Origin of the sequence: Psychromonas sp. L1A2 (assembly GCF_009828855.1) — a bacterium.
Taxonomy (GTDB): domain Bacteria; phylum Pseudomonadota; class Gammaproteobacteria; order Enterobacterales; family Psychromonadaceae; genus Psychromonas.
In genome coordinates this window covers 517,434-538,545 of record NZ_WUAG01000002.1, presented here as the reverse complement: position 1 = coordinate 538,545, position 21,112 = coordinate 517,434, and the positions used below count along the sequence as shown (strand labels likewise).

General features: G+C 37.3%; 15 protein-coding genes, 1 tRNA gene and 2 pseudogenes. 11 read left to right on the top strand and 7 right to left on the bottom strand.

Annotation, left to right across the window (positions count from 1 at the left end):
* Positions 1-2: 2 nt before the first annotated feature.
* From cyoB to cyoE, 4 genes are read left to right on the top strand one after another with little or no spacing between them, the layout of a single operon-like run.
* Positions 3-2,006, top strand: coding sequence for a cytochrome o ubiquinol oxidase subunit I (gene cyoB / locus GQR59_RS12855; RefSeq protein ID WP_160063320.1), 2,004 nt, complete (start codon positions 3-5; stop codon positions 2,004-2,006).
* On the top strand, positions 2,003-2,638 hold the full coding sequence (gene cyoC / locus GQR59_RS12850; protein WP_160063318.1) for a cytochrome o ubiquinol oxidase subunit III: 636 nt from the start codon (positions 2,003-2,005) through the stop codon (positions 2,636-2,638). Before cyoB ends, cyoC begins: the two co-directional genes overlap by 4 nt.
* Complete coding sequence (gene cyoD / locus GQR59_RS12845) at positions 2,638-2,967, top strand: cytochrome o ubiquinol oxidase subunit IV (RefSeq protein WP_160063316.1); 330 nt, start codon at positions 2,638-2,640, stop codon at positions 2,965-2,967. The genes cyoC and cyoD overlap by 1 nt, the downstream gene beginning before the upstream one ends.
* 42 nt (positions 2,968-3,009) lie before the next feature.
* Complete coding sequence (gene cyoE, locus GQR59_RS12840; protein ID WP_160063300.1) at positions 3,010-3,894, top strand: heme o synthase; 885 nt, start codon at positions 3,010-3,012, stop codon at positions 3,892-3,894.
* Between the two features lie 695 nt (positions 3,895-4,589).
* On the opposite strand, the gene GQR59_RS12835 is transcribed toward cyoE, so the two are convergent.
* The 6 genes from GQR59_RS12835 to rpsU all read right to left on the bottom strand — a co-directional run bounded on the left by GQR59_RS12835 (position 4,590) and on the right by rpsU (position 11,317).
* On the bottom strand, positions 4,590-5,960 hold the full coding sequence (locus GQR59_RS12835) for an MFS transporter (protein WP_160063298.1): 1,371 nt from the start codon (positions 5,958-5,960) through the stop codon (positions 4,590-4,592).
* A 466-nt stretch (positions 5,961-6,426) separates the two neighbouring features.
* Positions 6,427-6,503 (bottom strand) — tRNA-Ile (locus GQR59_RS12830).
* Between the two features lie 179 nt (positions 6,504-6,682).
* Entirely contained in the window at positions 6,683-8,527 is a 1,845-nt protein-coding gene (gene rpoD, locus GQR59_RS12825) for an RNA polymerase sigma factor RpoD (protein ID WP_160063296.1), read from the bottom strand.
* A 102-nt stretch (positions 8,528-8,629) separates the two neighbouring features.
* The gene (gene dnaG, locus GQR59_RS12820; RefSeq protein ID WP_160063294.1) at positions 8,630-10,372 is read right to left on the bottom strand and encodes a DNA primase; all 1,743 of its coding nucleotides are present in this window, start codon (positions 10,370-10,372) and stop codon (positions 8,630-8,632) included.
* A gap of 267 nt (positions 10,373-10,639) precedes the next feature.
* Positions 10,640-11,083 carry a GatB/YqeY domain-containing protein gene (locus GQR59_RS12815; protein WP_160063292.1) on the bottom strand — a complete coding sequence of 148 codons (444 nt, stop codon included), beginning with the start codon at positions 11,081-11,083 and terminating at the stop codon, positions 10,640-10,642.
* Between the two features lie 18 nt (positions 11,084-11,101).
* Positions 11,102-11,317, bottom strand: coding sequence for a 30S ribosomal protein S21 (rpsU, locus tag GQR59_RS12810; protein ID WP_025563760.1), 216 nt, complete (start codon positions 11,315-11,317; stop codon positions 11,102-11,104).
* A gap of 293 nt (positions 11,318-11,610) precedes the next feature.
* Between rpsU and tsaD the strand changes: the two genes are divergently transcribed.
* Positions 11,611-12,636, top strand: a complete 1,026-nt coding sequence (gene tsaD / locus GQR59_RS12805; protein ID WP_160063290.1) for a tRNA (adenosine(37)-N6)-threonylcarbamoyltransferase complex transferase subunit TsaD — start codon at positions 11,611-11,613, stop codon at positions 12,634-12,636.
* A 220-nt stretch (positions 12,637-12,856) separates the two neighbouring features.
* On the opposite strand, the gene queG is transcribed toward tsaD, so the two are convergent.
* Entirely contained in the window at positions 12,857-14,047 is a 1,191-nt protein-coding gene (queG, locus tag GQR59_RS12800) for a tRNA epoxyqueuosine(34) reductase QueG (RefSeq protein ID WP_160063288.1), read from the bottom strand.
* 400 nt (positions 14,048-14,447) lie between these two features.
* Here queG and tsaE point away from each other — a divergent pair, with 400 nt between their 5' ends.
* The 6 genes and pseudogenes from tsaE (at position 14,448) to hfq (ending at position 21,051) form a co-directional block, all read left to right on the top strand.
* Positions 14,448-14,906 (top strand): tRNA (adenosine(37)-N6)-threonylcarbamoyltransferase complex ATPase subunit type 1 TsaE, encoded by a 459-nt coding sequence (gene tsaE, locus GQR59_RS12795; protein ID WP_160063286.1) that lies wholly within the window; start codon positions 14,448-14,450, stop codon positions 14,904-14,906.
* Positions 14,907-14,980: 74 nt separating this feature from the next.
* A pseudogene (locus GQR59_RS19030) lies at positions 14,981-16,249 on the top strand (N-acetylmuramoyl-L-alanine amidase); the annotation flags it as partial.
* A gap of 1,371 nt (positions 16,250-17,620) precedes the next feature.
* Positions 17,621-17,761, top strand: a pseudogene (locus GQR59_RS18715) (LysM peptidoglycan-binding domain-containing protein); the annotation flags it as partial.
* An 18-nt stretch (positions 17,762-17,779) separates the two neighbouring features.
* The gene (gene mutL, locus GQR59_RS12785) at positions 17,780-19,732 is read left to right on the top strand and encodes a DNA mismatch repair endonuclease MutL (protein ID WP_160063282.1); all 1,953 of its coding nucleotides are present in this window, start codon (positions 17,780-17,782) and stop codon (positions 19,730-19,732) included.
* Position 19,733: 1 nt separating this feature from the next.
* Positions 19,734-20,669: a tRNA (adenosine(37)-N6)-dimethylallyltransferase MiaA gene (gene miaA / locus GQR59_RS12780; protein ID WP_160063280.1), complete on the top strand. Its 936-nt coding sequence runs from the start codon at positions 19,734-19,736 to the stop codon at positions 20,667-20,669.
* Between the two features lie 154 nt (positions 20,670-20,823).
* The gene (hfq, locus tag GQR59_RS12775; RefSeq protein WP_025565420.1) at positions 20,824-21,051 is read left to right on the top strand and encodes an RNA chaperone Hfq; all 228 of its coding nucleotides are present in this window, start codon (positions 20,824-20,826) and stop codon (positions 21,049-21,051) included.
* The last annotated feature ends 61 nt before the right edge of the window (positions 21,052-21,112 follow it).

The following is a 21,112-nucleotide window of genomic DNA, read 5'->3' as shown; positions in this document are numbered from 1 at the left end:
GTATGTCGTTTTTAGGTAAATTATCTTTAGATGCAATTCCGTACCATGAACCGATTCTCGTGTTCACAATGGCTGCCATTGCTATTGGCGGAATCGTTCTTTTTACTCTTATTACAAAATATAAAAAATGGGGCGTACTTTGGCGTGATTGGATCACTTCGGTGGATCATAAACGTTTAGGTATCATGTACATCTTCGTTGCTTTAGTCATGCTGTTCCGTGGTTTCAGTGATGCCATCATGATGCGAACTCAACTTGCGCTTGCAACAAGTGGTGCCCCAGGGATTTTACCTCCAGAGCATTACGACCAAATATTTACAGCGCATGGTGTTATTATGATCATCTTTATGGCTATGCCATTTATGATTGGTTTAATGAACATCATCTTGCCGCTGCAAATTGGTGCACGTGATGTTGCTTTCCCCTTCTTAAATAACTTAAGTTTTTGGTTAACAGCCAGCGGTGCGATTTTAATTAATATTTCACTTGTTTTTGGTGAGTTTGCTAAAACAGGTTGGGTAGCTTATCCGCCACTATCGGAGCTGACGTTTAGCCCTGGAGTCGGAGTTGATTATTATATTTGGGCTTTACAGATATCTGGGCTTGGTACGTTATTAACTGCGGTTAACTTTTTAGTGACTGTATTTAAAATGCGTGCGCCAGGTATGACTTTGATGAAAATGCCAATTTTCACTTGGACTTGTACATGGGCTAATATCTTAATTGCAGCATCATTCCCAATATTAACTGCCGTGTTAACAATGTTAACGCTTGACCGTTATTTAGGGTTTCACTTCTTTACCAATGATGGTGGCGGTAATGCCATGATGTACATCAACCTGTTCTGGGCTTGGGGTCATCCTGAGGTATATATTTTAGTATTACCTGCTTTTGGTATTTTCTCTGAAATTATTTCTACGTTCACTTCTAAGCGTTTATTCGGCTATACATCGATGATATACGCAAGTGGCGCGATCTCTATTTTAGGCTTTATTGTTTGGTTACATCACTTCTTTACGATGGGGTCTAGCGCTAACGTTAATGCCTTCTTTGGTGTGATGACCATGATTATCGCGGTACCAACAGGAGTGAAGCTTTTCAACTGGCTATTTACTATTTACCGTGGTCGTTTACAAATGACTGTTCCAGTAATGTGGACACTTGGGTTTATGGTTACTTTTACGGTCGGCGGTATGACAGGTGTGTTATTAGCGATTCCAGGTGCCGATTATGTATTACATAACAGCCTATTCTTAATTGCACATTTCCATAATACGATCATTGGTGGTGCAGTCTTTGGTTACCTTGCTGGCTTTGCATTTTGGTTCCCTAAAGCAATGGGCTTTAAACTCAACGTACGTTGGGGGAAAGCAGCTTTCTGGTTCTGGATTGTTGGGTTCTTTGTTGCATTTATGCCGCTTTACGTACTGGGTTTCCTAGGTATGACGCGTCGTTTAAACCACACTAATAACCCTGATTGGAATATCTGGTTATATATCGCTGCTGGCGGTGCAGTGCTCATTATGTTCGGTATTATTTGTCAAGTTGTTCAATTATATGTGAGCTTTAGAGATCGTGAAGCGCTTGATGATGAAACGGGCGACCCATGGAATGGCCATACACTTGAGTGGGCGACATCGTCACCTCCACAAGCTTATAACTTTGCAGTGATCCCTGAAGTACATGACATTGATGCGTGGACAGATATGAAAGAAAAGGGACAAGTTTACCAGACTAAAGCAAGCTATGAAGCTATTCATATGCCTAAAAATACGGCTGCTGGTGTCTTGATGGGCCTAACATTAACTATCTTCTGTTTTGCTATGATTTGGCATGTTTGGTGGTTAGCTATTGTTGGTTTAGTCGGTGCTATTGCAGTATTTATTAAACGTTGTTACAGCAATGATGTTGATTATTACGTGCAACCAGAAGAAGTGTTAGCAACAGAGAATGCCTTCAACTTAAGCGGTTCGGCTAAAAATAACAGTAAGGGGATAAAAGCATGAGTACGTTATCTATCAACGTAGAGGCTGAAAATACAGCACTAGCCTCACATGATGATCATGCACATGAGCATCATGATACTTCTGGCGATACTGTATTTGGTTTTTGGTTATATTTAATGACCGATTGTCTTTTATTTGCTTCGTTCTTTGCTACTTATGCTGTGTTATTTATGAATACAGTTGGCGGAGTATCAGGTAAAGATATTTTTGAACTTGATTTTGTTGCCGTTGAAACTGCTGCGTTATTGATCAGTAGTATTACTTTTGGTTTTGCGATGATTTGTGCACAAGGACAAAAGAAAGCACTCACTTTAATGTGGTTAGCAATCACTTTTTGTCTAGGTGCTACCTTTATCGGTATGGAAATCTATGAATTCACTCACCTTATTGAACATGGTAATGGCCCGCAAGGAAGTGCTTTTTTAAGCTCATTTTTTGCTTTAGTTGGTTTACATGGATTGCATGTAACTGCTGGTTTAATTTGGATGGCGATAATGATGATCGAAGTTGCACGCCGTGGTTTAGGTAAACCAACGGTAACGCGTTTAACGTGCTTAAGCCTATTTTGGCACTTCTTAGATATCGTTTGGATTTGTGTATTTACCGTTGTTTATTTAATGGGAGCAATGTAATGACTCATAATGAATCACATGATGACTTATCGCACGGTAGTGTAAAAACGTACCTAATTGGTTTTGTGTTAGCGGTTATTTTGACGGTCATCCCGTTTTATATGGTAATGACAGGTGACTTTTCAAAAGTAACCACGTTATGGACCATTATTACGTTAGCTATTGTGCAAATTTGGGTGCATTTAAAGTACTTCTTACACCTTAATTTCATCACTGAAGATGGTAGAGCGAGTACATTCTCTTTCTTATTCAGTGCCTTGATTATCGTCATGGTAGTGGGATTATCTGTTTGGATTATTTACGAATCTAACGCAATGATGATGTACTAATTTATTTAAAGTAACTGATAGTTTAGAAAAAAGAGGTTAAAGATGTTTCGTCGTTATTGGAGTGTGACTAAACCTGGCATTATCATGGGGAACTTTATCAGTGTGGCGGGTGGTTTTTTACTCGCGTCAAAAGGTGATATAGACCTGTGGTTAATGACGGCTACGTTAATTGGCTTATCGCTCGTTATTGCTTCGGGTTGTGCTATTAATAATGTGATTGATAGAGATATCGATATCAAGATGGCACGAACTCGTACGCGAGTCACTGTGACTGGCGAGATGTCTGGAATGGCCGCTTTATGTCACGGTATTGTTTTAGGGATAATGGGCTTTGGCTTATTAATTGCCTACACCACACAAGTTGCCGTACTTTTTGCTGCTTTTGGTTACTTTATTTATGTTGGTGTGTATAGCCTTTATATGAAACGTAATTCGGTTTATGGCACGTTTATCGGCAGCTTATCTGGTGCAGTACCGCCAGTCGTTGGTTACTGTGCTGTTACCGGTCAGTTTGATATGGGCGCATTGATACTATTAGTTATGTTTAGTTTATGGCAAATGCCGCATTCATACGCGATTGCTATTTTCCGTTTTAAAGATTACCAAGCGGCAAATATCCCTGTGCTACCAGTAGCGCAAGGAATTGACAAAGCTAAGCGTCATATCGTGTTATATATCGCGATATATACGTTAGTAGTGATGTTGTTACCGATCAATGGTTATACGGGAGCTGCTTTTATGGCCGTTGCTTGTACCACTAGTTTTTGGTGGTTGTTAATGGCATTGAGAGGTTATCGTCGTAATATTGATGTTAGTGGTTGGGCTCGCCAAGTGTTTGCTTTCTCTATTATTAATATTACCGCCTTGAGTATTGCCATGGCAGTTGATTATCAGAGTATAGCGCCGCATATGATTGGGTTTAACTAAACCAATTTTAGGCTCTTTTTATTACGAAGAGCAATACGACAATAGTATGAATAGAAAGGCCTAGGGTTAACACTCTAGGCCTTTTTTCTTTCTTAATGACTCGCCGCTTATTCATTACCTGAATCAAAATAGTGAGCAATTAGCACAACAGATAAGGGTTTAAAGTTATAAAGGTAAAGTTATACCAATCACACTAATTAACTGATCTATTTTACTTGTTAAAATAACTTATTTATTCGTTGTAAATTTCGTAAAGGAAACAGCCATTAATGAGTTAACATGTTTTAGTTAATTCATCGATAGACGATTAACGAAGCTAATCTTCGAAAGGCCTCAATTTACGCCTTAAACTAAGTCATTTTTCCTGCGCAAAATTTAGAACACTTATTTAATGTAATCGGTATTATAAAAGCAAACTGATGACGATATAAAATGAGTTAATAATAGACAGGAACATTCTAGTTACTATCTCTTAAGTGCTCTAAACTAATTTGGATTAATGCTTAAGATTCGAAATACTTCAGAATTAAATTCGTTTATTACTCAGAAGGCGTTTATTACACAGAGCTAGTTTTCGCTTAAGGTTAGCTTGTTATTTACTACCGTGGAATAGTATTTATATAAAGAAGTAAAAACGAGGTCGAATCGATGGCGTTAATAGGCTGTTATTAGTCGTTAACAGCCTATTAACTTGATTATTTAGGTTGGTTAAGTAGCGCTTTGATATCAGCAATATTAACGATTTTCTCATCAATTTTTAAATAAGCTATCGCTTCAGTGAATACAATTGTTGCTTCAATGACACCAGGCATATTAATCAATTGCTCAGCTACTTCACCTGCTTGCTTTTCATTTTCAACATTAATGGCAAAGCTAAAGTTTTTCGATTTCTTAAGCGGCTTCATACCCATTGTGACTAATAACCATATTGCGCTAATAACAGCCATGACTAAAAAGATAGCTTGCTCACCAAAACGACTTGCAATTAGACCACCTAAAACACCACCCGTAAACGCACCTAAAAACTGACTACTAGAGTAAATGCCCATAACACTACCTTTCACACCTGCAGGTGCAATACGAGATAGTATGGACGGCATAGTCGCTTCTAAATAGTTGAACGCAGTGAAGAACATAATCACTAATACCACTAAGCTGGTAAAGCTCATCGGTAAATACCATAAAAGGAAAAGAGCCAATGTCAGCAATAAAACAGAAGCCGACAACATCTGTTTCTCTTTCTGCTTTTTGATCGCATAGATCATGAATGGCACCATGAAAAAGAATGAGCCAATTAACGTAGGTAAATATAATTGCCAATGATCTTCAAGCATCAAACCACTAGCAACAAACTGCTTAGGCAAAGTAATAAAGCAGGCTGTCATCGCCATATGGAGAGTAAATACACCAAAATTGAGACGCGACAATTGAGGGTGACGAACTAACTTTTTAAGTTGCGCAGGTAAAGCAACACTGTCACCGCGGGGGGCTTTGTTAACAGAGTGGGGCACCATAAATTGAATCAATAGCATCGCTAAAATAGTCAGTACAGCGATAAACCAAAATAAACCACTCAAACCAAAAGCTTTCGCTACGATGGGGCCCATGATCATTGCTATGGTAAATGATAAACCAATAAACATACCGATGGTTGCCATTACTTTAGGACGCTGCTCTTCACGGCTCAAATCGGCTGCTAATGCTAATATTGCACTGGCTATTGCTCCCATACCTTGTAGAGCTCGGCCAAATACAACACCATAAATAGTGTCTGACATGGCGGCAACGATACTCCCTAACAAGAAGATTAATAAACCGATTAGAATGATTGGTTTACGACCGTACTTATCTGACAAAATACCCATCGGAATTTGTAGCATGGCTTGTGTTAAACCATAAGCACCAATCGCTAAACCAATCCACATTGGGCTATATCCTGCTAATTGCTCTCCATAAATAGCAAAAACAGGGAGGATCATAAATAGGCCAAGCATACGAAGACCAAAAACGGCAGCAAGCGAAAATGCCGCTCTTTTTTCAATACTATTTAAACCAGTAGCACTCATAAAATATATTAACTCTATCGTAGTGAAACCCTAGGCATAGAACTATGTCAGGAGGGAAAAGCATTTTATCACGCAACCACTGTCAATCAACCTCAAAGTCTTTGAGGTTAAGTAGTTTTGAAACTATATCGCGTTTTATATCTCAGGTTTTTATAGCTATACTTACGTTTAAAATATTATCTGTTTGCGATTATTTACTAATAGGTATTTATTATAGAAATTATGCAGATAGCTTTTAAGGTGGCTAGTAAAAACTTAAAGGTGAGGATATTAAATACAGAGGGGTTTTGTGTTTGATCGATTGCTTATTTATTAACGATTAAGTAAGCAAAAACTAATCAATGAGCATTAAACTTATTTTAATTAAAGCCTGTTTGTAATTCGAAAACCAAAATCGTTCTTAGTTCTGAATCTGAAGATATAAAAAAACCGTAATAAAAATTAATCTATTACGGTTTTTAAAATATGGTGGCCCTTCCCCGACTCGAACGGGGGACCTGACGATTATGAGTCGTATGCTCTAACCAACTGAGCTAAAGGGCCTTAATTTGTGGGCTGATTATATAAGCTACTTATTTATCTGTCTAGTTTATTCAGTTTGATTGCTTATTTAATCAGCGCTCTATGCGTTATTATTATTTAAATAAATGAATACGTATAAAAAATCCTACCGAAGTAGGATTTTAAATGATTATCAGGTTTTTTATAATTCGTAGGTCAAACTACTCGTCTAAGAAGCTACGAAGTTGTTCACTGCGACTTGGGTGACGAAGTTTACGTAGTGCTTTTGCTTCAATTTGACGAATACGTTCACGTGTTACATCAAACTGTTTACCCACTTCTTCTAACGTGTGGTCAGTATTCATATCGATACCAAAACGCATACGTAGTACTTTCGCTTCACGAGCAGTTAAACCTTCTAATACATCATTAGTTGCATTTTTTAGGCTTTCGCTTGTTGCGCTATCAACCGGTAATGCAATCGTTGTATCTTCAATGAAATCACCTAAGTGAGAATCTTCATCATCACCAATTGGTGTTTCCATTGAAATTGGCTCTTTAGCAATTTTTAATACCTTACGAATTTTATCTTCAGGCATCATCATGCGTTCAGCTAACTCTTCAGGCTGTGGCTCACGACCCATTTCTTGTAACATTTGACGAGAGATACGGTTAAGTTTATTAATCGTTTCAATCATGTGTACAGGAATACGGATTGTACGCGCTTGGTCAGCGATAGAACGAGTGATTGCTTGACGGATCCACCATGTAGCATATGTTGAGAATTTGTAACCACGACGGTATTCAAATTTATCAACGGCTTTCATTAGACCGATATTACCTTCTTGGATTAAATCTAAGAACTGTAAACCACGGTTGGTATATTTTTTAGCAATCGAGATAACTAGACGTAAGTTAGCTTCAACCATTTCTTTTTTAGCACGACGAGCTTTAGTTTCACCAATACTCATTGCACGAGATATTTCTTTTAAGTTAGTAATACTGAGTGTGCTTTCCACTTCGATTGCTAACATTTTACGAATGCAACGCTCTAAGTCTTCTTCAGACTCTTTAATGCCTACAACGAAAGCTTCGTTACCAGCTAATAGTTTTTCTAACCATGCGCTGTTTGTTTCGTTGCCTTTAAACATTTTAATAAAATCTGCTTTAGGCATTTTGCACTGCTCAACACAGATTTTTAGAATTAAACGTTCTTGAACACGTGCTGCATTCATATTACCGCGTATCAGTTTTACCATACGGTCAAACTGTTTAGGGATAAGTTTAAATTGTTGGAAGTATTCAGCTTGGTCAGCTATCGCAGTTAATGTATCTGCATGTTTACGACCATTTTTAGTAATTGATTTTTCAACAATGTTATTTAAACGACGTAGCTCAGCAAATTTTTCAGCGGCTTCTTCAGGACAAGGTCCTTTAGGGCCTTCTTCCTCTTCTTCGTCATCTTCTTTATCAGCATCGTCGTCTTCTAATTCTTTTTCTGATAATTCAGAACCGATATTAGTTGCACTAACTGCTTGAGTCATATCATCATTTGGATCAATGAAACCGCTGATTAAATCAGTTAATTTCATTTCTTCAGCTTCGTAGCTATCGTAGTTATCTAATAAGTTACGGATAGTTGCTGGGTATTCAGAAACTGAATTTTGTACTTCTTTGATGCCTTCTTCGATACGTTTAGCGATAACAATCTCGCCTTCACGTGTCAGTAGTTCTACTGTACCCATTTCACGCATGTACATACGTACTGGGTCAGTTGTACGACCAATTTCAGATTCTACAGTCGCTAGCACTTGTGCTGCGGCTTCTACTGCATCTTCATCAGGTTCGTCGTTATCTGTACCAGATAAAATAAGATCGTCTGCATCAGGAGCTGTTTCAACAACTCGGATACCCATGTCATTGATCATTTGAATGATATCTTCAATTTGCTCTGAATCCACGATATCTTGCGGAAGGTGATCATTCACTTCTGCGAAGGTTAAGAAGCCGTTCTCTTTACCTTTAATGATCAATTCTTTCAGTAGAGATTGAGGTGTTTGCGCCATAGGTACCATCCAAAAAGTAGTCGTAAAATGTGGTGTAAATGGGAAAAAATATAAGCGCTCGAGTATACGCTTAAATTGAATTTTATGCTAATCCCATTAATCTTATTTTTGTTCTATGAAAAGTTGTGCTAGTTGCACTCTTTCCTCTTTTGTTAAAATCTCGCCCTGTCTGGACTTTTGTTTCAAAAATTCAATACGTTGGGTGAAGTATTTTGATAAAAAAGTATCTAATATATCAAAGAAAAACTCTTCATATTTATCTTCTTTTATTTGATTATCCCAAGTTGCTAAGGTAATTAATTGTTTTTCTTCGGGATAACCTCGCCAATGCTCTATTAACGTTCCTGTATTTATATGGGGGGCATTTCTACACATTTCAAGTAGTGTATTCAAAAGATTTATCCCAGGTATTTGTATCTCTTTAAATTCAGGTATTTCAGGTAGTTGATAAGCCATTTTTGGTTGTTGTAGTAATAGTGAAATTGCTAGACGCATTGGCGTTATTTTTTGTGATGCTTGCTTTTTTTCAACGGTTTTTGCTGCGGGTAATAATTTTTTTAACCCTTCTTTTTCAATGCCTAATAAGCTTATTAAACGAGTTTCCATCATTTGTCTGAACACTGAATCAGGCAATTTAGTTAATAATGGAATCGCTAGTTGTGCTAATTTCGATTTACTATCGGCACTGCGCATATCAACTTGTGATAATAAATGTTGATATAAAAAATCAGATAAAGGCATTGCTTGATCGATAAGTTTTTCAAAAAATGCTTTGCCTTCTTTTTGAACTAAACTATCAGGATCTTCTCCGTCTGGTAAGAACATAAAGCGTAATGTTCGACCATCTTGAATAGAGGGCAGGGCATTTTCAAGAGCACGCCATGCGGCTGTTCGTCCTGCATTATCACCATCGAAACAGCAAACAACTTCACTGGTTTGTCTAAATAATAATTGAATATGATCTGGTGTGGTTGCGGTGCCTAAAGAAGCAACGGCGTAGTTAATATCAAACTGGCCTAATGCAACGACATCCATATAACCTTCAACGACTAGGATACGTTGAACATCTTTCTCGTATTGTTTGACTTGATATAAACCATAAAGTTCTTTGCCTTTATGGAATATAGGTGTTTCAGGTGAGTTTAAGTATTTTGGCGTTGTATCATCAAAAACGCGTCCACCAAAACCAATCACTCGACCACGCCTGTCATGAATTGGAAACATTAAGCGGTCACGGAAACGATCGTAGCTACCGCCGCTATCTTTACTGATCAGCATACCAGCATCAACCAATTGCTGTTCAGTTTGTTTGTTTATTGCAAATTTTTTGCGGACTTCATCCCAACCATCAGGGGCGTAACCAATTTGAAAGTATTTAGCTGTTTGACCTGATAAGCCTCGACTTTTTAGATAACTGATTACTTTTTCACTATTACTATGAGTGCGTAGCTGCTGCTGATAAAAGCGAGTGATATCACCCATTAATTGATAAAGATCTTTTCTGTCGACGTAAGTGGCTGTTGATTGTGCTTGCCCTGAATCTTCTCGAGGTATGTCAATGGATAATGATTCTGCTAGTACTTCAACCGCATCAACAAATTCAATGCCATCATATTCCATTAAAAAGGATAAAACGTTACCGCTTACACCGCAATTGAAGCAATGATAAAACTGTTGATCTGGACTTACTGAGAAAGTTGAATCGTTATTACCATTATGGAAAGGACAGCGCGCACGGTAGCTTTTACCTTTTTTCTTCAATTTAAGGCGGCTGTCAATTACGTCAACGATATCAGTGCGTGAGATTAGATCGTCAATGAAATTTTTAGGAATACGGCCAGCCATTTTTGAGTCCTGTAGGTAGAAAAGTCAGTAGTATACTCGTTACTATTATAACGATACAAGATAACTAAACTGAATATATTATAGAGAGAGCTTTACTGTTATTGGTTCAATCAATATTGATATTTATTTGAAACGGGTAATGCTAGGAATAATAATTAATAAACCTTAAAGGTATCAGCTTTACTGTAAAAATTTTACCTATTAAAACAAAAAAGCCCCAGACTTAAGTTAAGCTGGGGCTTTTTTAATCAGAGACGAGGAGTATGTCTACTTTAAGTTTGCTCTTACAAGCAAACTCACTTGAGCCATATCTGCTCTTCCCTGAATGTCTTTTTGGAGTAACCCCATCACTTTACTCATATCTTGCATGCCTTGTGCACCAGAAGATGCTATTGCTTGCTTAATAAGTGTTTCAACTTCTTCCGAAGTGAGTGCTTGAGGCAAAAACTCTTCTAAGATAGCAAGTTCTGTTTTTTCAATATCAGCAAGATCATGTCGCTCAGCTTTTTCAAACTGACTAATTGAATCTTTACGTTGTTTTACCGACTTAACTAAAACTGCTGTAACAGCGTCGTTATCCAGTTCAACTTGATCATCTAATTCAATTTGCTTCACAGCGGCTATTAATGAGCGGATAGTCAATAAACGAACTTTATCCTTTGCGCGCATTGCAAGCTTTTGCTCTTCTTGTAATCTTGTTTTTAAAGACATCGAGAACCTTTAACTATTCTAGTATAGACGAACGCGACGAGCGTTATCACGAGAAAGTTTTTTCAAGTGACGTTTAACAGCTGCTGCTTTAGCACGTTTGCGAACTGTAGTAGGTTTTTCGAAGAATTCACGTTTACGTGTTTCTGCTAAGATACCTGCTTTTTCACAAGAACGTTTAAAACGACGTAGTGCTACGTCAAATGGTTCGTTTTCACGAAGTTTAATTACTGGCATATGCCTATTACCTTTATGGTTACGGTCGTAAATTGACCAGTGCATTTAAATTGGTGCGAGATTTTAATCCTATTTGGGGGATAATGTAAAGAAATTCCGCATTAATTTTAATTAAAAAAGTATAAAGATCCTAATGATCTTCAGATCTGCATTTTATAATGAAGATCGTTAAAAAAAGCAATCTTTACTGTGCTTTTCCGCTAGAATGCGTTTAATTTTCTATTTAGTTTTTTATTTTGCTTAGTTAATGTCTATTAAGTTAACTAAATATTACTGCTATGAGGTTGTTTATTATGCGAATTTTGGGCATTGAAACATCATGTGATGAAACGGGTATTGCCGTTTATGATGATCAACAAGGTTTATTATCTCACCAATTATATAGTCAAGTTAAGTTACATGCTGATTATGGTGGTGTGGTGCCTGAATTAGCATCGCGTGATCATGTTCGTAAAACAATTCCACTTATTAAAGAAGCACTTGAACTTGCTAACTGTACTAAAGATGACATTGATGCGATTGCTTATACTGCTGGGCCTGGTTTAGTTGGGGCTTTGTTAGTGGGGTCTTGTATTGGTCGTAGTTTAGCTTTTGCATGGGATAAACCTGCTATTGCAGTACATCACATGGAAGGGCATTTACTCGCGCCTATGTTAGAAGAAAACAAACCAGACTTTCCATTTGTTGCATTATTGGTGTCAGGTGGTCATACCTTATTAGTGCAAGTTGATGATATCGGTGAATATACGTTATTAGGTGAAAGTATCGATGATGCTGCTGGAGAAGCTTTTGATAAAACGGCTAAATTATTAGGGTTAGATTATCCTGGTGGCCCGCGTTTAGCAAAAATGGCTGAACAAGGTGTTGCTGGTCGCTTTAAGTTTCCACGTCCGATGACTGATAGACCTGGTCTAGACTTTAGCTTTAGTGGTTTAAAAACGTCTGCTGCTGTTACGATTGCACGTGAAGGTAAAGATGCTCAAACACAAGCTGACATTGCTTATGCTTTTCAAGAAGCGGTTATTGATACGATTGCAATAAAATGTAAGCGTGCTTTAAAACAGACTGGCTTGAAACGTTTAGTGGTTGCTGGCGGTGTTAGTGCCAATACGGCTTTACGTGAACAACTTGCTGCTACGATGAAAAAATTAGGTGGTGAAGTGTTTTATCCTCGCAGTGAATTTTGTACCGATAATGGTGCAATGATTGCTTATGCTGGGATGCAACGTCTTAAAGCAGGGCACACGCAAGGGTTAGAAATAAAAGCTAAACCACGTTGGCCTTTACAAGATTTAGAAAGTGTCAATGCTTCGCTATAGATAACTTATATTTAGACAGTCTATTTTTAGATAGCTTATATTTAGAAAACCTATATTTAGAAAGTAGTGTTTAAGCTAGTTAGCTAGCTTAAACACTACTTATGATTATCGCTGATAACCTCAAATACTCGTTTTTTCGTCTTAGTAACAAATTAAATCAAACTAAATCAATCAAACTGACTAACCTTCCCAATTAAGTATCTACACTAATTATCTAAACTTAGGCATCTCTTGGTAAGCCTTTTTTAACGGCATTAATTAATCGATTATTTAATCTATCTATATTCATTGGCAGTTTTTGCTGTTGCTCTGATAGCGCCCATTCAATGTGCTCATTGACCATCTCATCATCACTTGTTGCTAGTTTATCTTGTAAAGTTGTGATTGTTTCAATACTGCTCGGTGCATTGCCTAAGGCTATTGCTATATTTCTTAACCAACGTTGATGGCCTATTCTTCGAATGGGAGATCCTTCTGTATTCTTTAAAAAAGTCTCTTCAGACCAACCGAATAAGCTCACTAAGGATTGGTTTTGTAAAAAATCTTTCGCTTGGTAGTCAGATTCTTCAGTGGTTTCTGCAAAACGATTCCAAGGGCAAATTAATTGGCAATCATCACAACCATAAATACGATTACCAATCGCTTTACGAAATTCATTAGGAATAGCGCCTTGTAATTCAATAGTCAGGTATGAAATACAGCGTCTTCCATCCACAACATAAGGTGCAACAATCGCTTGAGTTGGGCAAATCTTGATACAAGCAACGCATTGTCCACATTGGTTAGATTGTGGTTTGTCGACAGGTAATGCTAAATCAACTAATAACTCACCAATAAAAAACCAAGATCCAGACTCTTTATCAAGTAATAACGAATGTTTCCCAACCCAGCCTAATCCTGCTTTTTCTGCTAATGGACGTTCTAATACTGGTGCGCTATCAACAAAAGGTCGAAAACCTAATGCTTTTACTTCACTTTGAATTTTATCGCCTAATTGTTTTAGCTTTTTACGTAGTACTTTATGGTAGTCGCGGCCCAGTGCATAACGACTAATGTAAGCGAGATCTTTATCTTCTAGGTTTGATGCAAATTGGGCATCATCGGGTAAATAATCCATACGAGCTGAAATAACACGTACTGTTCCTGGCAATAGTTCTTCAGGACGAGCACGTTTCATTCCGTGTTTTGCCATGTAATCCATTTCGCCGTGGTAATCGTTATCTAACCATGTTTGTAAATTAGCTTCTTGATCTTTAAGGTCGATATCAGTAATACCCACTTTTTGAAAACCTAACGCTTTTCCCCATTTTTTTATATTATCTGCAAGTTCAGAAAGCGCTGTTTCAGATAAAGTAACTTGGGGAATTGAGTCTGTTGGCGATGTATTTTCAATGTGTTGATTATTTTTCATTATTTGTTTTAAATTATTCACTTTAAATTAAAAATAAGGGCTCGTTATTTAAGCATCTTTTATTAGCGTAAGTTTATCATACTCGTTATATTTTTTGAGAGGCTAAAAGTACTGTTTTTTAGCGGGTGACTTAGTTTATGATAGAACTGTTTTAAAGCGAACTTACCTAGGGGTAGTGAGGTCTATATGCTTTCTGATACTATTGAAAATAATGACTTAATACTGTTTATCTATTGATATGCTTGTTTTGCGAGATATTATAGTTACTTAAGAAGATATTATAGTTACTTAAGAATATATTATAGTTACTTAATAAAATATTCTCACTATCTAACAAGATATTATTAAATGGCACTATTTACCTAAATTGGTTACTTATATTGGAAGTTAATAAAACTCAATGTCGAATATATTAAAAGAAAAATTAGAGAATGCAGAGCAAACAGTTCTGTTTGGTCAACGCTTAAGTCAAGCCTGTGAGCTTGCAACTTGTATTTATTTACACGGCGATTTAGGTGCAGGGAAAACGACATTGACGCGAGGGTTTATTCAAGGTTTAGGCCATGTGGGCAATGTAAAAAGCCCAACTTATACTTTAGTTGAACCCTATGAGTTAGCTGATTGGCAAGTGTACCACTTTGATTTATATCGTTTATCAGATCCTGAAGAATTAGAATTTATGGGGATCCGTGATTATTTTGGTGAAACGAGCCATTCTTTAGTTGAATGGCCAGAACGTGGTGTAGGTTTTTTACCTAACGCGGATATTGATTTAACGCTTGTTTATGTTGGCGAACAACGAGAAATTACCTTACAAGCAAATACCGAAAATGGTTTAAGAGTATTAAATAACTTATGATGATAAAGCAAACTTTCACGATATTATTAAAGCGATTATCCCATGCTAGAGTGCTTTTTTTGTGCAGCTTACTGATGATTCAAAGTATCAGTTTAAGCGTTTCTGCCGCACAAACTGAATTAAAAGGCGTTCGTACATGGCCTTCTCCAGATAATACTCGTGTTGTGTTTGATCTCAGCAATAAACCTCAATATCAGACCCATTACCTTACTAACCCTGATCGTTTAGTGATAGATCTTACTGGAACAATCAATAAAGCTAATTTAAAAACGATTAAAAACAAAGGTAAATTAATAAGTAATATAAGAGAAAGTAAAACGTCTAAAGCAAACACATTTCGGTTAGTTATTGATTTAAAAGAAGTCAGTAAAGCTAAGATATTCAGCTTACCACCTGCAAAACCTTATGGTCACCGCCTAGTGATCGATTTACCAACGATTGCAACAAAGGTACCTAACCAAATTTCTGCGACGCCTAATGGCCGTAATATTATTGTTGCTATCGATGCTGGTCATGGTGGTGATGATCCAGGCGCTTTAGGTAAATACAGTTATGAAAAAAAAGTAACATTAGAAATTGCCAAACGTTTAAAGAATGTTATTGATGCTCAAAGAGGCATGCAGGCTTTTTTAATTAGAACCGGTGATTACTTTGTTAATTTGAATAAACGTTCTGAGATTGCTCGTAAAGGTAAAGCTGATTTCTTAGTGTCTATTCATGCTGATGGGTTTACCTCAAGTCGACCTAAAGGAGCATCTGTTTGGGTATTGTCTAACCGAAGAGCGACTACTGAGTTAGGACGCTGGATGGAAAGGAATGAAGCGCAATCAGAGCTATTAGGTGGGGCTGGCGATTTAATTCAAGACTCGGATAGTGTGCCATTCTTAAATAAAATGTTATTAGACATGTCCATGGGTAACACCATGGGCGTTGGTTTTAACATCGGTAGTTTAGTAACAAATGAACTGTCTAAAGTTACAACGATGCATAAGAAAGAACCTGTGCATGCCAGTTTAGCTGTATTGAAATCTCCAGACATTCCATCAATTTTAGTGGAGGCTGGCTTTATTACCAATCGCACTGAAGAGCGTTTATTAAATCAAGCTGAATTTCAAAACAAAATTGCTAATGCCGTTTTCAAAGGTATCTACACACATTTTAGTGAGAAACCTCCACAAGGCAGTTTATTTGCACAGAAAAAACGTGCTATTAAACATACCGTTCGAAGCGGCGAATCGCTTTCAGTCCTATCAAGACGTTATAGTGTTAGTAGTGCTAAGCTGAAAGATTTTAATCATTTAAAATCGAGCTCTTTGCGTATTGGGCAAGTATTAAGTATTCCTGAGAATTATCATGTTATTGAGGAGAAGCCTGAAGCAAGTTCACAGCAGGCTGCTACAACAATTCAACAAGCAACGACACATACTGTAAAACGTGGTGAATCATTATCTATTATTGCGAATAAATATAATCAATCGATCGCGGGTTTAGTTGCTCATAATAAATTACAAAAAACGTCTCTACTTGTTGGTCAAAAAATTAAGATCCCTGGTAATAATGAAGTCTCTTCACTAGTACAACAGGCTGTTCAAAAAGAACAAACGCATATTGTAAAACCTGGTGAAGCATTGTCTTTAATTGCACGACAATATAATCAAAGTACAGCTGATTTAGTGGCCTATAACAACTTAAAAAAGACTAGTTTATACGTTGGTCAAAAAATTAAAATACCGGGTAGAGTTACCCAATCTACTACTATTTCATCTGAACCAAAGGTAGTTGAAAAAGTTGTTCAAAAACCAATCGTGCATACAGTAAAGTCCGGTGAAGCATTGTCTTTGATTGCAAGACAATATAATCAAAGTACAGCTGATTTAGTGGCCTATAACAACTTAAAAAAGACTAGTTTATACGTTGGTCAAAAAATTAAAATACCGGGTGGAGTTGCTCAATCTACTCCTATTTTATCTGAACCGAAGGTAGTTGAAAGAGTCGTTCAAAAACCAATCGTGCATACGGTAAAACGAGGAGAAGCGTTATCTTTGATTGCTCGAGAGTATAATCAAAGTACTGCTGACTTAGTGGCTTATAACAACTTAAAAAAGACCACTTTATACGTTGGTCAAAAGATTAACATTCCGGGAGGAAAAGTTCAGTCTTCGGTATCTCCTAAAGTTGTTAAAAAAGTAGTTAAAAAACCGATAGTACATACAGTGAAATCTGGAGAAGCGTTATCTTTGATTGCTCGAGAGTATAATCAAAGCACAGCGGATTTGATTGCCTATAATAAGTTGAAAAAGACGTCTTTATACGTTGGTCAAAAGATTAAAATACCTGGCGAAAGCAGTGTAAATGTTAGTACAGTTAAAAAGGCAGTTAAAGCACCTGAACCTACTCACCATAAAGTTAAAAGTGGCGAGTCTCTGTCTGTTATTGCCAAACGATATGGTCGTACTGCTAAACAGTTTCAAGCGTATAACAACCTGAGCTCTTCGCGCTTACTTGTGGGGCAGACATTAAAAATCCCAAGTTCAAATTATATTGTGCCAACTCGTCCTGCCTCACATACAGTGAGTAGCGGACAATCGTTATCTGTGATCGCTAATAAGTACAACATAACAACACAACAACTTAAACAGTTTAATAACTTGCGATCTAACTCGTTAAAAGTGGGACAAAAGTTAAAAATACCGTCGACAAACTTTGTAAGAAAGAAACATAAAGTGCGAAGTGGTGAATCTTTGTCTGTGATCGCTAAACGTTATGGCACCACAACAAGCGCTATTATATCGACGAATAAGTTGCGTTCAAAATCATTGGCTATTGGTCAAGTGTTAACCATTCCTGTTAGTTAGTTTTACGAGTTTATTATCATGCCTATTCAGATATTACCTGCACGATTAGCTAATCAAATAGCGGCTGGTGAAGTGGTTGAAAGACCTGCTTCAGTGGTTAAAGAATTAGTTGAAAATAGTTTAGATGCGGGCGCAACTCGTATTGATATTGAGATTGAGCAGGGCGGTGCTAAATGCATACGCATTAAGGATAATGGTAACGGTGTCGATAAAGAGCAATTAACACTTGCTTTAAGTCGTCATGCGACGAGTAAAATAAGTCATCTTGATGATCTCGAAGCGATTGTAAGCTTAGGCTTTAGAGGAGAAGCATTAGCCAGTGTTAGCTCTGTTTCTCGTTTAACTTTTACTTCAAAACCTGTCGGCCAAGAGCAAGCATGGCAAGCTATTGCTGAAGGGCGTGATATGCAAGTAAGCATTCAACCTGCAGCTCATCCTCAAGGAACGACGGTTGAAGTATTGGATTTGTTTTTTAATACACCAGCACGCCGCCGTTTTTTAAAAACAGAGAAAACTGAATTTCAGCATATTGATGAATTAATTAAACGTATTGCATTGAGTCGTTTCGATATTGCAATCACCTTAAAGCATAATAATAAAGTCATCAGACAGTATCGTGCTGCGCCAGAACAAGCTCAACAAGAAAAGAGAATTGCGGCAATCTGTAGTGAACAGTTTATGCAGCATGCTGTATTTTTTGAAACAGCGGATCAAGCATTAAAGATTTCAGGTTGGGTATCTGATCGATTATCCCCTAGGCCGTTAGCTGATGTTCAATATTGTTATATTAATGGCCGAATGATTCGCGATAAATTAGTTAATCATGCGATTAGGCAGGTTTATGCGCATTTCTTACCGCAAGGCATGTTTCCTGGTTATATCATTTATATTGAATGTGATGCTAAAGAGGTCGATGTAAACGTACATCCTGCTAAGCATGAAGTTAGGTTTCACCAAGCTCGATGGGTGCATGATTTTATCAGCAGCACACTAAATGCAACGCTAAGTGATAGTTCTCTATTAGGGCATGAGTTAGAAGAAAATAATACACAAAGTACGGATAATCAACGTGTTTCAGAACATGCTTATCAGCCGCCAACTAATCTCAATTATGAGTCTCAAGATTCAAGCCATCATGATAACGATAGCAATATTAGTGGTAATAACACTGATAATTATGGAGGCTCGCAAGAAAGGAATAGAGGAAATAATTATGGGCAGAGTAATTACTCAGCGCCCGCTGCTCGCCCTCAGTTAGATCATCAGCAAGTTGGTGCTTATTGTGATTTTGTCGCTGAAGCATACCAGCAAAATATTGCTCCTTCAGTACAATCCTTTGGAAGTAAAAGTAGTCAACATAAAGCTGCTAATGTGATTAGTATTATTGATGCTGAGCACCTATTAATGCAACCTATCTATCCGGCTTGGTGCAAGCTTTCTAACAATGGTTTGTTATTAGTGTCATTAACTTTAGCTAACAAAGCGTTAGTTTCTGAACATTTGTATACAGCATGGCAAGATGGAGAAGTAATTTCACAGCCTTTACTGTTGCCTGTTCGTTTTAAATTAGAGTCTGATATGTTAGATATCGCACAGCAGACGACTACAATATTAAATCGACTAGGCTTCACTTATAAGTTTCAATCTCAATTTGTGATTGTTAGCCAAGTCCCTGCCGCTTTTAGGCATGCACCAATTGCAACTATTCTACCTAAAGTATTTGAATACCTTGGTATTAAGTCAGGTAGCTTAGATGCGATGAGCTTTGAAACTATCGAGAATGATGAGTCTCAGATTAAATTATTATGCGATCAGTTGAGCCATTTATTGGCAGAAAACGAGCCAAGCAAAATATTATCGATATCTGAAATAGAAATAGTTTTGGAATCATTAATTAAATTATCAGTAGAACACTTACAAAATTGCTTTAAACAGCCTAACTTATCGTTGTTATTACAAGGTATTCAGTAGTATGTCCAACACCAGTTCATCTCCATTTCCAAAAGCTATTTTTTTAATGGGTCCAACCGCATCGGGGAAAACAGATTTAGCGATTAAACTAGCACAGCAATGTCGTTGTGAAATTATCAGTGTCGACTCTGCGCTTATTTATAAAGGAATGGATATTGGTACTGCAAAACCCAGTGCAGAAGAGCAAGCATTAGCGCCACATCTATTGGTTGATATCATTGATCCAAAAGAAAGCTATTCCGCGGGTAATTTTCGTGATGATGCATTACGTTTAATGGATGAGATTGTTGCTAGAGGTAATACTCCATTATTAGTGGGTGGCACTATGCTTTATTACAAAGCATTAGTTGAAGGCTTATCGCCACTACCTAGTGCGGATACAAAGATAAGAGCAGCGATAGAACAACAAGTGAATGAAACAAGCTGGCAAGCATTGCACGATGAATTACGTATTATTGATCCTGTTTCAGCTGAACGCATTCACGTTAATGACCCACAACGTTTAGCGAGAGCTATTGAAGTTTACCGTATTAGCGGTAAAAGTATGACCGAGTTGACTGCGATCAAGAGTGATCCGATTCCTTTTGATGTGCATCAGTTTGCGATTGCTCCTACAGAGAAGTCTGTTTTACATGAACGTATCGAAAGGCGTTTTGATTTAATGCTAAAGGCTGGTTTTGAACAAGAAGTAAAAGGCTTATTTGACCGTGGAGATTTACATTTAGATTTACCATCTATGCGTTGTGTCGGTTATCGACAGATGTGGGAATATATTGAAGGTAAATTAGATTATGATGAGATGCGTTTTAGAGGTGTTGTGGCGACTCGACAACTTGCTAAAAGACAAATGACCTGGCTACGAGGCTGGAAACAAAACATTACGTGGTTAGAAAGTGCTAGCCCAGATAACTTCGAAAAGGTTAAATCAATTTTATAACCACCGCATAAAATCGATTAAATCGTTAGTTATTTGAAATACAAAGGGATAGAAAGAGGTGCGGATCAAAATTTTAGTCTTTGAGTCGGTTTTTTTTTAAGCCTTAGATATACTGGCGTCCAGTTATAATAAAAATAATAATAAGGACAAGCTAATGGCAAAAGGACAATCCCTTCAAGACCCATTCTTGAACACTCTGCGTAAAGAGCGTATTCCAGTCGCTATTTACTTAGTCAATGGCATCAAATTACAGGGGCAAATAGAGTCTTTTGATCAATTCGTTATTCTATTAAAGAATACCGTGAGCCAAATGGTTTATAAACATGCAATTTCAACAGTCGTTCCTTCTCGTGCTGTCCCTACTATTGCGCATGAAGAATAAGTAAATTATAAATTTTGGTTACATTTATAATCATGGCTATAGTAACGGCTTGCCAACAGGT

Excerpts from the sequence above, each read along its gene's own strand:
- rpsU (WP_025563760.1), bottom strand. The coding sequence starts at position 11,317 with ATGCCAGTAATTAAACTTCGTGAAAACGAACCATTTGACGTAGCACTA.
- GQR59_RS12835 (WP_160063298.1), bottom strand. The coding sequence starts at position 5,960 with ATGAGTGCTACTGGTTTAAATAGTATTGAAAAAAGAGCGGCATTTTCG.
- dnaG (WP_160063294.1), bottom strand. The coding sequence starts at position 10,372 with ATGGCTGGCCGTATTCCTAAAAATTTCATTGACGATCTAATCTCACGC.
- tsaD (WP_160063290.1), top strand. The coding sequence starts at position 11,611 with ATGCGAATTTTGGGCATTGAAACATCATGTGATGAAACGGGTATTGCC.
- mutL (WP_160063282.1), top strand. The coding sequence starts at position 17,780 with ATGCCTATTCAGATATTACCTGCACGATTAGCTAATCAAATAGCGGCT.
- cyoD (WP_160063316.1), top strand. The coding sequence starts at position 2,638 with ATGACTCATAATGAATCACATGATGACTTATCGCACGGTAGTGTAAAA.
- GQR59_RS12815 (WP_160063292.1), bottom strand. The coding sequence starts at position 11,083 with ATGTCTTTAAAAACAAGATTACAAGAAGAGCAAAAGCTTGCAATGCGC.
- cyoC (WP_160063318.1), top strand. The coding sequence starts at position 2,003 with ATGAGTACGTTATCTATCAACGTAGAGGCTGAAAATACAGCACTAGCC.
- hfq (WP_025565420.1), top strand. The coding sequence starts at position 20,824 with ATGGCAAAAGGACAATCCCTTCAAGACCCATTCTTGAACACTCTGCGT.
- cyoE (WP_160063300.1), top strand. The coding sequence starts at position 3,010 with ATGTTTCGTCGTTATTGGAGTGTGACTAAACCTGGCATTATCATGGGG.
- cyoB (WP_160063320.1), top strand. The coding sequence starts at position 3 with ATGTCGTTTTTAGGTAAATTATCTTTAGATGCAATTCCGTACCATGAA.
- rpoD (WP_160063296.1), bottom strand. The coding sequence starts at position 8,527 with ATGGCGCAAACACCTCAATCTCTACTGAAAGAATTGATCATTAAAGGT.
- miaA (WP_160063280.1), top strand. The coding sequence starts at position 19,734 with ATGTCCAACACCAGTTCATCTCCATTTCCAAAAGCTATTTTTTTAATG.
- tsaE (WP_160063286.1), top strand. The coding sequence starts at position 14,448 with ATGTCGAATATATTAAAAGAAAAATTAGAGAATGCAGAGCAAACAGTT.
- queG (WP_160063288.1), bottom strand. The coding sequence starts at position 14,047 with ATGAAAAATAATCAACACATTGAAAATACATCGCCAACAGACTCAATT.